We start from the raw sequence: 12,743 nt of genomic DNA, 5'->3' as shown, positions 1-12,743 counted from the left end.
TGCAACGTCCGGCACGGCCTGCCACCGGTTTCCCTTTTTCCGTTCCGACCCGAAATGGAATCCCCGCGCCCCGATGCGGCGCGATCGCCCGCCCGCCGCCCCGAAGATGTAACAGACGTCACGAGTTTGCGCGTGGCGAAAAATGTGCATCGCACGTCACCGTGCTTTCATCACTCGCAGAGAAACAATAAAAAGATTGTGCACGGAGATAATTAAAATCGGCCGAATTTGAATGATTTACCGATTCGTGAATATCTTGTTACGCTTTTTTCCCTGATTTACCGATATCGGGAAGCAATGCGCGGGATTGTTGCCGGCCGGGGTCGGGGCAGCCCGAAAATCCCCATCAAAAGGCATTCTTCATACGCTGCAGAGCCCCGCCAGACGGGCCTTTGCAGCGACGGGCATAAAGATCCCGCAAAAAAATTCAAGCGTAAATACATTACGCACCCATGGCAGGTTGTTTCAGTGCGTAACATTAAGTCATTGTCATATTGAGATAAACCCTAGGGATGGTATGCTTCGTGCACAAAAATTCCCACATTGGAGTGAGACCGTGATTTGTGCGTCATTGCCGGGAATCTCGGCACCGTGAAAGTGCGGTGCCGCACCGGCATGCACAACAGCGGATAACCATAATGTGCAACCTGGCCGCCCCGCGACGCGATGTGTCGCGACGGCGCCGCCAATCGCAGCCCCGGCCTGGCTGCGTGGAGAGATCTACTATGTTCTTCGATGAGCTTACCGATGAAGAGTGGTTTCGTCTTTCAACGCTGATCGCCGATGAACCCATCCGGCTGAACCGCCGTGGGCGTCCACGAGCCGAACCGCGCGTCGTTGCCAACGCGGTGCTCTGGATCCTGACGACCGGTGAAGCCTGGTCGAAGCTGCCCGGTCGTTATCCGTCCGGGCCGACGTGCCGTCGCCGCTACGAGGAGTGGCTTGCGTCCGGCACGCTGCTGCAGATGATCGACGTGCTGACCCAGTTCAGCGGGCGCACGTTCGCGTATATCCCGCCGCCGCCGGTGCCGGTCGTGCCCGCGCGCCGTGCCGAGCCCGTGCCCGACAACGATCGCTTGCGCGGCGTGTTCTGGCAGAACCCCGAGTCGTGGCAATTGCCGGTCGCTCAGGCAAACGTTTGGGAGGGCGAGGGCGCGTCGATGAGCGCGCGGCCGGTCGACGAAGTCGTCGATCCGTCGGCCGTGTCGTTCGCGGTGCCCGGTGCGTCGTCGACGACGCTGCGCCATGCGCATGCGTCGTCGGCGAGCTTCGCCGCGGCCGAACCGCAAGTCGACCGATATCGCGGCTATACGATCTGCGGCATTGCGCAGCCGGTGCAGAACCTGATGTATCGCGCGTGGGCCGAGATTATGCAGGACGACCGGCGCGTCGAACGCTCGGGCCTGATCGGCCCGCGCTTCACCGATGCCGAGGAAGCCGAGCAGTTCGCGCTCGACTGGGCACGCCAGTGGATCGATCGCCATGGCGCGAGCGACGAACCGGCGCGCGAGCCGCAAGGCGAGGTGCTGGCCGGCTTGTCCGCGCTCGCGCGTGCCGAGTCGGACATCCAGCGCTTCATCGCCGAGCGCCATGCGGGCGCGCTGTCCGAAAGCCGCAACGATCCGGTGCAGCCGGAGCGCCGCGAGTACGTGTACCGCGTCGGCTGATCGCCGACCTGGTGAAACGCGCGGGCCGTCGTGTGCCACGACGCCCGCGCGGAAGTCCCGTCGTTCCATGCCTGTCTTGCCCGAGGCGCCGCTGTCGAAGCGGCGCCTCGCTATGCACGTGCGTTACTGCCGGCCGTAGGTATCGTCGAAGCGGACGATGTCGTCCTCGCCGAGATACGCGCCCGACTGCACTTCGATCAACTCGAGCGGCATCTTGCCCGGGTTCTCCAGGCGGTGCGACACGCCGAGCGGGATGTACGTCGATTCGTTTTCGGACAGCAGGAACGTTTCATCGCCGCGCGTGATGCGCGCGGTGCCGCAGACGACGATCCAGTGTTCGGCGCGATGGTGGTGCATCTGCAGCGACAGTTGCGCGCCCGGCTTCACGACGATGCGTTTCACCTGGAAGCGCTCGCCCATGTCGACCGAGTCGTAGTGGCCCCACGGGCGATGCACCTTGCGGTGATCGGTCGCTTCCGCGCCGCGTTGCGCCTTGATGCGCCCGACGATTTTCTTCACGTCCTGCACGCGCGACTTGTCCGCGACGAGCACGGCGTCCGGCGTTTCGACGACGACGAGGTTCTGCGTGCCGACGCAGGCGACGAGCCGGCTTTCCGAATGTGCGAACGTCGACTCCGCGCCTTCGAACAGCACGTGGCCGCGGCCGACGTTCTCGGCCTCATCCTTCGGCGAGATCTGCCAGATCGCGTCCCACGAGCCGACGTCCGACCAGCCCGCGTCGAGCGGCACGACGACGCTCTCGCACAATTGCGGCAGGCTCGCGAGCGGCTCCATCACCGCGTAGTCGATCGAGTTCGACGGCGACGCGGCGAACGCTTCGCGATCGATGCGGAAGAAATCGCCATCGGCCTTGCCCTGGGCGACGGCCTGTTCGCAGGCCGCGTAGATCGCCGGTTCGAGCTGGCGGATCGCTTTCAGCCAGACCGACGCGCGAACGATGAAGATGCCGCTGTTCCACCAGTATTCGCCCGATGCGACGTACTGCTGAGCGAGTTCGAGATGCGGTTTCTCGACGAAGCGGTCGAGGCGGCGCACGTCGAGTGAGCCCGTGGCGGCGTCGCCGAGCGCCGCGCCGACACGGATGTAGCCGTAGCCGGTTTCCGCGTGCTGCGGCACGATGCCCATCGTCGCGATCTTGCCTTGCATCGCGCAGTGCACGCCGGCCGCGACGGCCGCATGGAAGCGCGGCAGGTCGGCGACCGCATGGTCGGCCGGCATCACGGTCATCACCGCATCGTTGCCGCCGGCGACCAGCCGAAACGCGGCGAGCGTCAGCGCGGGCGCGGTGTCGCGGCCGATCGGCTCGAGCATGATCGACGCGGATTTGCCGGTCAGGCGCAGCTGTTCGGCGGTGGTGAAGCGGTGATCCTCGCCGCATACGATCAGCACGTCGTCGTTCAGCGGATGGTCGGCCGCCAGGCCGTCGAGGCGCAGCGCGGTCGACTGCAGCAGCGAATGTTCGCCGAGCAGGCCGATCAGCTGTTTCGGAAAACGTTCGCGCGACATCGGCCACAGGCGCGTGCCGGACCCACCGGCGAGAATCACCGGCTGCACGGCGACGCGCGTGCCGGCGGCGGGCGCGGTGGAAGAAGAATGGCGCGTTTCGGCAGCCACGGCCGGAGCATTCATGAGGACACTCTCCACGGTTGAAGTCAATGCCTGTCGTTGTAGCATGAAGTAAATCGACAATAAAACCGGATCCATTGCCGGATATTCGCCACGCATTCATCGGGAAGAATTTTCCGCGCCGGCATCCGATGCAAATAAAAAAATAAGAAATAAATCGGTGAATCGGCTGGTATTGACCGTCCGCAAAGGGTGAGCGGAAATCGTAAAGCTTCTGAAAAATTCCCGATTCCCGGGAATTTCGGGAAAACGTGCCGAATTAATTCAAAAACATCTCGGCAAGAATTTCCGATTATTTTTCGAAATACTTGTACGCTTGAGGCGACAATTTCTTACCGCTTCAATAGCGTCATGCAACGTTTGAATCGAATGTGCGGCACGGGTCGCACAAGGAGCTGTTCGGCAAACGCCTGTTCAAAGAGGAAGCAGACATGTTGAGCGTGCTGGCGAGAGTCATCGATATCGCGATGGTCGTGACGGGGGCGCTGATCGCCGCCGCGCTGCACGGTGGCGGCATCTGGCTCAACGACCTGCAGCGCACGATGATGCTGTTCGATTGCCTGCTCGTCGTCGTGTGCTTTCCCGCGTTCGGCATCTACCAGTCGTGGCGCGGCAAGCGTCTCGTCGGGCTGGTGGGGCGGGTCGCGTTCGCGTGGCTGGTGGTCGAGCTCGCGGGCATCCTGTTGAGCTTCAGCTTTCACCAGTCGGGCGACCTGTCGCGGCTGTGGTTAGGGTACTGGGCGCTCGTGACGATGGCGCTGCTCGCCGGCTCGAAGGCCTGCGTGCACGTCGTGCTGCGGCAACTGCGCCGCGGCGGCTACAACCTGAAGGCGGTCGCGATCGTCGGCGGGACGCCGGCGGCGCGGCGGCTGATCGCCCAGATGCGGGCGCGGCCGGAAGCCGGCTTCAACCCGGTGTGCGTGTACGACGAAAACGAAGCGCCGGGCGAAGTCGCGCTCGACGACGTGCGCATCGAGCGGCAGTTCGAATCGCTGGTGTGGCTGGTGCGCAGCCGCGCGATCAGCGAGCTGTGGCTCACGCTGCCGATCACGGAGGAGCGCCGGATTCACCAGATCGTGACGGTGTTCCGCCACGACTTCGTGAATATCCGCTTCATCCCGGACGTGCGCACGCTGTCGTTCTTCAACCAGGAAGTGGTCGAGGTGCTCGGCGTGCCGGCGATCAACCTCGCGGCGTCGCCGATCACCGACGTGCGGATCCTGCCGAAGTTCGTGTTCGACCGGGCGTTCGCGCTGGTGGCGCTCACGGGCCTCGCGCCGGTGATGCTGCTGATCGCGTGCCTGATCAAGCTGACGTCGCGCGGGCCGGTGTTCTTTCGCCAGAAGCGCAAGGGCATCGACGGGCACGAGTTCGAGATCTACAAGTTCCGCTCGATGAAGGTGCACCAGGAAGTGGCGGGGCAGGTCACGCAGGCGAAGAAGAACGATTCGCGCGTGACGCCGGTCGGCCGGTTCCTGCGCCGCACGAGCCTCGACGAGCTGCCGCAGTTCATCAACGTGCTGAAGGGCGAGATGTCGGTCGTCGGCCCGCGCCCGCATGCGCTCGCGCACGACGACATCTACAAGGATCTGGTCAAGGGCTACATGTTCCGCTACCGGATCAAGCCGGGCATCACCGGGTGGGCGCAGATCAACGGCTTTCGCGGCGAGACCGACCAGATCGAGAAGATGATGGGACGCGTGAAGCTCGATCTGTACTACATGCAGAACTGGTCGTTCTGGCTCGACATCAAGATCGTCGTGCTGACGCTCTGGAAAGGCTTCACCGGCAGCAACGCGTACTGAGCACCGAGATCGCGCCGCGCAGGCATTCCGGTTTTACGAATTTCGAATCATTGGTCAAGAGGTCCGACACATCATGAATCTGACTATCATCGGCAGCGGTTACGTAGGGCTGGTCACCGGCGCATGTCTGGCCGACATCGGGCACGACGTGTTCTGTCTCGACGTCGACCAGGCAAAGATCGACATCCTGAACAACGGCGGCGTGCCGATCCACGAGCCGGGCCTCAAGGAAGTGATCGCGCGCAACCGCTCGGCCGGCCGCCTGCGCTTTTCGACCGATATCGAGGCCGCGGTCGCGCACGGCGACGTGCAGTTCATCGCGGTCGGCACGCCGCCCGACGAAGACGGGTCGGCCGACCTGCAATATGTACTTGCGGCCGCACGCAACATCGGCCGCTACATGACCGGCTTCAAGGTGATCGTCGACAAGTCGACGGTGCCGGTCGGCACGGCCGAGCGCGTGCGCGCGGCGGTGGCGGAAGAACTCGCGAAGCGCGGCGGCGACCAGATGTTCTCGGTCGTGTCGAATCCGGAATTCCTGAAGGAAGGCGCGGCGGTGGACGATTTCACGCGGCCTGACCGCATCGTGATCGGTTGCGACGACGACGTGCCGGGCGAGCGCGCCCGCGAGCTGATGAAGAAGCTCTACGCGCCGTTCAACCGCAACCACGAGCGCACGCTGTACATGGACGTGCGCTCGGCCGAGTTCACGAAATACGCGGCGAACGCGATGCTCGCGACCCGCATCTCGTTCATGAACGAGCTGGCGAACCTCGCCGACCGCTTCGGCGCGGACATCGAGGCCGTGCGCCGCGGGATCGGCTCCGATCCGCGCATCGGCTATCACTTCCTGTACGCCGGCTGCGGCTACGGCGGCTCGTGCTTCCCGAAGGACGTCGAGGCGCTGATCCGCACCGCCGACGAGCACGGGCAGGCACTGCAGATCCTGAAGGCGGTGTCGTCGGTCAACGCCACGCAAAAGCGCGTGCTCGCCGAGAAGATCGTCGCGCGCTTCGGCGAGGACCTGAGCGGCCGCACGTTCGCCCTCTGGGGCCTCGCGTTCAAGCCGAACACCGACGACATGCGCGAAGCGCCGAGCCGCGAGCTGATCGCCGAGCTGCTGTCGCGCGGGGCGCGCATCGCCGCGTACGACCCGGTCGCGCAGGAGGAAGCGCGTCGCGTGATCGCGCTCGATCTCGCCGATCACCCGAGCTGGCTCGAGCGCCTCTCCTTCGTCGACGACGAGGCGCAGGCCGCGCGCGATGCCGACGCGCTCGTGATCGTCACCGAATGGAAGATCTTCAAGAGCCCCGACTTCGTCGCGCTCGGCCGCCTGTGGAAAGCGCCGGTGATCTTCGACGGCCGCAACCTGTACGAGCCGGAGACGATGAGCGAGCAGGGCATCGAATACCACCCGATCGGCCGGCCGGGCTCGCGCCAGGCCGTCGCCGCCCGTGTGCCGGGCACCGCGCCCGCGAGCGCGTAACCCGTTTCCCGTCACTCGTTACGAGACGCCATGTTCCGGAACATCCTGATCGTCTGCCACGCGAACGTCTGCCGCAGCCCGGCAGCGGAACTGCTGTTCAAGTCGCACGCCGCGTCGCGCGGCGGCCCGCGCCCGACGTTCCACTCGGCGGGCGTGCATGCGAACGACGGCGACGGCATCGATCCGGTGATGCGTCAGCTGCTCGCCGAGCGGGGCGTCGATGCGACGACCCACCGCTCGCGGCGGCTGTCGCGCCGGATCGTGCGCGACGCCGACCTGATTCTCGTCAGCGAGCGCGGACAGATCAAGGCCGTCGAATCGGTCGATCCGTTCGCGCGCGGCAAGGTCCACCTGCTCGGCAAGTGGGAAGGGGCCGAGATTGCCGACCCGCACGGCGGCCCCGAGGCCGATTACCGCGAGAGCTACTCACTGATCGAACGTCTGGTTCAAGGATGGCTACAGAAACTATGCTGAAACGCCCGATGCGCCCGGTGGCGCTTGCCGTCGCGCTGACGACTTTCCTGTCAGCCTGTGCAACCGCGCCCGGCAACTACCTCGACTCGTCGAACCTGAAGGACGAAGGCCGGCAGCAAGCGGCCGAAACCTATCCGGTTCATTACATCGACGCCAAAGTGGTGATGGACCAGCTGCAGAAAGCGCAGGTGGACCATCCGCTGCCGCCCGGACGTTATACCGATCCGTCGGAGTACGTGTACCGCGTCGGCCCGCAGGACATCCTCGGCGTCACCGTGTGGGACCACCCCGAGCTGACGACGCCGCAGGGCCAGTCGTTCTCGAGCGGCGGCAACACGACGCAGTCGGTCGCGGGTGCATTGCAGCAGCCGTATACGACCGCGCTGCCGGGCCAGGCCGATCCGTACGGCCAGACGGTGGCCTCGGACGGCACGATCTTCTTCCCGTTCGTCGGCCGCATCAAGGTGGCCGGCAAGACGGTTGCGCAGATCCGCGAGCAGATGGCCACCACGCTGTCGCGCTACGTGAAGAATCCGCAGCTCGACGTGCGCGTGCTGTCGTTCCGCAGCCAGAAGGTGCAGGTGACGGGCGAGGTGAAGCAGCCGGGCCCGCTCGCGGTGAGCGACGTGCCGCTGACGCTCGTCGACGCGATCTCGCGCTCGGGCGGCTCGACCAACGAGGCCGACCTGCAGCGCGTGCGCCTGACGCGCGACGGCAAGCTCTACACGCTCGACGCGAACGGCGTGCTCGATCGCGGCGAGGTGAAGCAGAACGTGATGCTGCAGCCGGGCGACATCGTCAACGTGCCGGACCGCAGCGACAGCCGCGTGTTCATCATGGGCGAGGTCAAGACGCCGGTCACGGTGCCGATGCTCAAGGGCAAGTTGACCATCGCCGATGCGCTGACCGCGGGCGGCGGCATCCTCGACACCGACGCGAACCCGCGCAAGATCTACGTGATGCGCGGGATGCGCGACAACCCGACGAAGCCTGAAGTGTTCCGCCTCGACATGACGCAGCCGGATGCGCTGATGCTGTCGAGCCGCTTCCCGCTTCAACCGCTCGACGTCGTCTACGTCAGCACGGCCAGCTCGGTGCAGTTCAACCGTGTGCTGCAGCAGGTGCTGCCGACGATCCAGACGATCTTCTACATGCGGCAAATCACGCGCTGATAGCCCGCCGGGGCGGCGCCTGCCCCCCGGCACCACTCAAGCGGGAACGAATGGTGAACACGCAAGCGAAACACTCCTACGCGGATCTGTCCGCGAAAACCGAGGAAGAGGACGTCGTCCTCGGCCAGTTGCTCCAGGTGATCATGGACGACATCTGGCTGCTGCTCGGCATCGCGGTCACGGTCGTCGCGCTCGCCGGCCTCTACTGCTACATCGCGAAGCCGGTCTACCAGGCCGACGTGCACGTGCGGGTCGAGGGCAACGACAACACGTCGCAGGCGCTCACGCAGACGCAGACGGGCGCGATGATCAACAGCGGCCCGCAGCAGGCGCCGACCGACGCGGAAATCGAGATCATCAAGAGCCGCGGCGTGGTCGCGCCGGTGGTCGAGCAGTTCAAGCTGAACTTCTCGATCGTGCCGAAGACGCTGCCGGTGATCGGCAGCCTCGCCGCGCGCATCGCGACGCCGGGCGAGCCGGCGAAGCCGTGGCTCGGCCTGAAGTCGTACGCATGGGGCGGTGAAGTGGCCGACGTCGATTCGATCAACGTCGTGCCCGCGCTCGAAGGCAAGAAGCTGACGCTGACGGCCGGCCCGAACGGCACCTATTCGATCGTCGACCCGAACGGCATGCGGCTGCTGTCGGGCCATGTCGGCGAATCGGCGCAGGGCGGCGGCGTGACGCTGCTCGTGTCGAAGCTCGTCGCGCGCCCCGGCACGCAGTTCACCGTGGTCCGCTACAACGATCTCGACGCGATCAGCGGCTTCCAGACCGGCATCCAGGTGACCGAGCAGGGCAAGCAGACGGGCGTCGTGCAGATCTCGCTCGAAGGCAAGGACCCGGACCAGACCGCCGCGATCGCGAATGCGCTCGCGCAGTCGTACCTGAACCAGCACGTGGTCGCGAAGCAGGCCGAAGCGACCAAGATGCTCGACTTCCTGAAGGGCGAGGAGCCGCGCCTGAAGGCCGACCTCGAACGCGCGGAAGCCGCGCTGACGCAATACCAGCGCACGTCGGGCTCGATCAACGCGAGCGACGAGGCGAAGGTCTACCTCGAGGGCAGCGTGCAGTACGAGCAGCAGATCGCCGCGCAGCGCCTGCAGCTCGCGTCGCTCGCGCAGCGCTTCACCGATTCGCACCCGATGGTGATCGCCGCGAAGCAGCAGCTCGCGGAGCTGCAGGGCGAGAAGGACAAGTTCAGCAACCGCTTCCGCAGCCTGCCGGCCACCGAAGTGAAGGCCGTCCAGCTGCAGCGCGACGCGAAGGTGGCCGAGGACATCTACGTGCTGCTGCTGAACCGCGTGCAGGAGCTGTCGGTGCAGAAGGCCGGCACGGGCGGCAACATCCACCTCGTCGATTCGGCGCTGCGTCCGGGCGATCCGGTCAAGCCGAAGAAGGTGCTGATCCTGTCGGCTGCCGTGTTCCTCGGGCTGATCCTCGGCACGGGCGTCGTGTTCCTGCGCCGCAACATGTTCCAGGGTATCGAGGATCCCGACCGCATCGAGCGCGCGTTCAACCTGCCGCTGTACGGGCTGGTGCCGCAAAGCGCCGAGCAGGTGAAGCTCGACGCGCAGGCCGAGAAGAGCGGCAGCCGTACCCGGCCGATCCTCGCGAGCCTGCGTCCGAAGGATCTCAGCGTCGAGAGCCTGCGCAGCCTGCGCACCGCGATGCAGTTCGCGATGATGGATGCGAAGAACCGCGTGATCGTGCTGACGGGCCCGACGCCGGGCATCGGCAAGAGCTTCCTGACGGTCAACCTCGCGGTGCTCCTCGCCCATTCGGGCAAGCGCGTGCTGCTGATCGACGCCGACATGCGTCGCGGCCTGCTCGACCGCTACTTCGGCCTCACGTCGCAGCCGGGCCTGTCCGAGCTGCTGAGCGACCAGTCGGCGCTCGAGGACGCCGTGCGCGAGACGCCGGTGCAGGGCCTGTCGTTCATCTCGGCCGGCACGCGCCCGCCGAACCCGTCGGAGCTGCTGATGTCGACGCGCCTGCCGCAATACCTCGAAGGGCTCGGCAAGCGCTACGACGTCGTGCTGATCGACTCGCCGCCGGTGCTGGCGGTGACCGACGCGACCATCATCGGCCGCATGGCCGGCTCGACGTTCCTCGTGCTGCGCTCGGGCATGCATACCGAAGGCGAGATCGCCGACGCGATCAAGCGCCTGCGCACCGCGGGCGTCGACCTGGAAGGCGGGATCTTCAACGGCGTGCCGCCGAAGGCGCGCGGCTACGGCCGCGGCTATGCGGCCGTGCATGAATACCTGAGCGCCTGATCCGCATCGCACGTAACCGGGCGGGCAGCGCGTGTTGCCTGCCCGGCCGACAGGAGAATCAACGATGAAAATTTCCGTGCTCGTTCCGACCTATCGGCGGCCCGCCGACCTCGCGCGCTGCCTGCTGGCGCTGCAGCGCCAGCATCGGCTGCCCGACGAGGTGATCGTCGTCGCGCGCCCGGAGGATGACGCCACGCACGAACGGCTCGCCGATCCGGCGGTCGGCGGCACGCTGCCGCTGCGCATCGTGCCGGTCGAGGTGCCGGGCCAGGTCGCCGCGCTGAACAAGGGGCTCGACTCGGCCAACGGCGACATCGTCGCGATCACCGACGACGACGCGGCGCCGCACCCCGACTGGCTCGCGCGCGTCGAGTCGGTGTTCGAGGCCGATCCGCGCGTGGGCGCGGTTGGCGGGCGCGACTGGGTGCACGAGAAGGGCCGCGTGCTCGACGAATCGCGCGAACGCGTCGGCCAGCTCACGCTGTCCGGCAAGATCGTCGGCAACCATCATCTCGGCGTCGGCGGCCTGCGCGAAGTCGACATGCTGAAAGGCGCGAACATGAGCTACCGCCGCGCGGCGATCGAGCGGCTGCGCTTCGACACGCGGCTGCGCGGCGCCGGCGCGCAGATGCACAACGACATGGGTTTCAGCATGCACGTGCAGCGCGACGGCTGGAAGCTCGTCTACGACCCGGCGATCGCGGTCGATCATTTCCCGGCCGAGCGCTTCGACGACGACCGGCGCGATGCCGCGTCGCTGAATGCGATCAGCAACGGCGCGTACAACATGCACCTGATCCTGCGCGAGCATCTGCCGCCGGTCCGGCGCGAGATCGCGTGGTGGTGGTGGACGCTGGTCGGCACGCGCGTCTACCCGGGCCTCGCGCACGTGCTGCTGTCGCTGCATACGGCGCAGCGCGAGCGGATCCGCGAGCACTGGCGCGCGGTGCGCCGCGGCGCGCGCGATGCCCGCCGCGCGAACCTTGCCCCCCATCGTGCGGCGATGCCGCCGGTGACGTCTTGAACGGTCTGCGCGCCTCGCGCGCGACCCCCCACGGAGGGCTCGCATGACTGCAACGAAAGCTGCGACGAACGTCCACGTTCACCTGTTTTATGGCGCCGATCCGCGTACCTACCGGAAAGGCGAGAACATCGGCTGCCTGTACGGCTATCACCATGCAGAATCCGACGAATTCCGGCTGACCTATTCGCAGGACGGCGGCGAGAACCGCGTCGCCAGCCTAGCGCGCCGCGCGCTGAAGGCGGCGCTCGGCTTCGACGTCGTGCATGCGTGGCGCAACCGCGCCGCGCTGCTGAACACCGACGTGATCTGGACGCACACGGAACAGGAGCATCTGGCCGCTGCGCTGATCCTGAAGCTGGCCGGCGCGCAGGGCAAGCGCCCGCTGCTGCTCGCGCAGAGCGTATGGCTGTTCGACAAGTGGAACAGCTTCGGCGGCCCGCGCCGCTGGCTGTACCGCAAGCTGATCTCGCGCGCCGACGCGCTGACCACGCTGGCCCGCGCCAACGCCGACCTGTGCCGCCGCTATCTCGGCCGCGACGCCGAGTTCGTCTACTACGGGCTGAACACGCAGGATTTCCCGATCGCCGAGCCGCGGCAATGGCAACCGAACCGGCCGCTGCGGATCGCGGCGATCGGCAACGATCGCGACCGTGACTGGCGCACGTTCCTCGCCGCGTTCGGCGGCGACGAGCGCTACGACGTGCGGCTCGCGACGCGCCGCCGCGTGCCGCGCGAGTGGCATGCGCCGAACGTGAAGATCGGCTCGGCATCGGGGCTCGCGAAGCAGCACGAGCTGTACGCGTGGGCCGACGTGATCGTCGTGCCGCTGCGGCCGAACTTCCATGCGTCGGGCATCACGGTGATGCTCGAGGCCGCCGCCGTCGGCAAGCCGATGATCGTGTCGGATGTCGGCGGGCTCAGCGACTACTTCCCGCACGATACGGCCGCCTATGTGCCGGCGTTCGACGCGCAGGCGATGCGCCAGGCCGCCGATCGCTTCGTGGCCGACCCGGTCGCGGCGCTCGCCTGCGCGCAGGCCGCCGCCGCGTGCCTGCGCGACCGCGACCTGACCACGCAGGCGTTCGCCGAGCAGCACGTGCGGATCACGCGCGACATGCTGCGCCGGCGCCGCACGCCGTCCGCCGCGGGCCTCGCGATGCCGCTCGCGGATTCGCGCCCGTCGTCGCGCTGA

Annotated in this window: 9 protein-coding genes; 8 read left to right on the top strand and 1 reads right to left on the bottom strand. The window is 66.5% G+C overall.

Going from position 1 to position 12,743, the window contains the following annotated elements; translation table 11 throughout:
* Positions 1 to 725: 725 nt before the first annotated feature.
* Positions 726 to 1,667, top strand: a complete 942-nt coding sequence (locus LGM56_RS08670) for a transposase (protein WP_089497438.1) — start codon at positions 726 to 728, stop codon at positions 1,665 to 1,667.
* A gap of 123 nt (positions 1,668 to 1,790) precedes the next feature.
* Here LGM56_RS08670 and LGM56_RS08665 read toward each other — a convergent pair whose 3' ends face one another.
* Complete coding sequence (locus LGM56_RS08665; protein ID WP_089497437.1) at positions 1,791 to 3,317, bottom strand: mannose-1-phosphate guanylyltransferase/mannose-6-phosphate isomerase; 1,527 nt, start codon at positions 3,315 to 3,317, stop codon at positions 1,791 to 1,793.
* Between the two features lie 428 nt (positions 3,318 to 3,745).
* On the opposite strand from LGM56_RS08665, the gene LGM56_RS08660 reads away from it, so the two are divergent.
* The 7 genes from LGM56_RS08660 (at position 3,746) to LGM56_RS08630 (ending at position 12,743) form a co-directional block, all read left to right on the top strand.
* Positions 3,746 to 5,119 carry an undecaprenyl-phosphate glucose phosphotransferase gene (locus LGM56_RS08660; RefSeq protein ID WP_089498168.1) on the top strand — a complete coding sequence of 458 codons (1,374 nt, stop codon included), beginning with the start codon at positions 3,746 to 3,748 and terminating at the stop codon, positions 5,117 to 5,119.
* 73 nt (positions 5,120 to 5,192) lie between these two features.
* Positions 5,193 to 6,605: a UDP-glucose dehydrogenase family protein gene (locus LGM56_RS08655; protein WP_226204147.1), complete on the top strand. Its 1,413-nt coding sequence runs from the start codon at positions 5,193 to 5,195 to the stop codon at positions 6,603 to 6,605.
* A gap of 30 nt (positions 6,606 to 6,635) precedes the next feature.
* Positions 6,636 to 7,079 (top strand): low molecular weight protein-tyrosine-phosphatase, encoded by a 444-nt coding sequence (locus LGM56_RS08650; RefSeq protein ID WP_089428042.1) that lies wholly within the window; start codon positions 6,636 to 6,638, stop codon positions 7,077 to 7,079.
* Positions 7,073 to 8,251, top strand: coding sequence for a polysaccharide biosynthesis/export family protein (locus LGM56_RS08645; protein WP_069251045.1), 1,179 nt, complete (start codon positions 7,073 to 7,075; stop codon positions 8,249 to 8,251). Before LGM56_RS08650 ends, LGM56_RS08645 begins: the two co-directional genes overlap by 7 nt.
* 50 nt (positions 8,252 to 8,301) lie before the next feature.
* Positions 8,302 to 10,527 (top strand): polysaccharide biosynthesis tyrosine autokinase, encoded by a 2,226-nt coding sequence (locus LGM56_RS08640; RefSeq protein WP_089497435.1) that lies wholly within the window; start codon positions 8,302 to 8,304, stop codon positions 10,525 to 10,527.
* 64 nt (positions 10,528 to 10,591) lie between these two features.
* Positions 10,592 to 11,551 carry a glycosyltransferase family 2 protein gene (locus LGM56_RS08635; protein WP_089497434.1) on the top strand — a complete coding sequence of 320 codons (960 nt, stop codon included), beginning with the start codon at positions 10,592 to 10,594 and terminating at the stop codon, positions 11,549 to 11,551.
* 43 nt (positions 11,552 to 11,594) lie between these two features.
* Complete coding sequence (locus tag LGM56_RS08630; protein ID WP_089497433.1) at positions 11,595 to 12,743, top strand: glycosyltransferase family 4 protein; 1,149 nt, start codon at positions 11,595 to 11,597, stop codon at positions 12,741 to 12,743.

This window comes from Burkholderia sp. AU38729, from assembly GCF_020419725.1.
Classification (GTDB): domain Bacteria; phylum Pseudomonadota; class Gammaproteobacteria; order Burkholderiales; family Burkholderiaceae; genus Burkholderia.
Note: the sequence above shows the minus strand (reverse complement) of the source record. Positions and strands in the feature narration are given on the sequence as shown.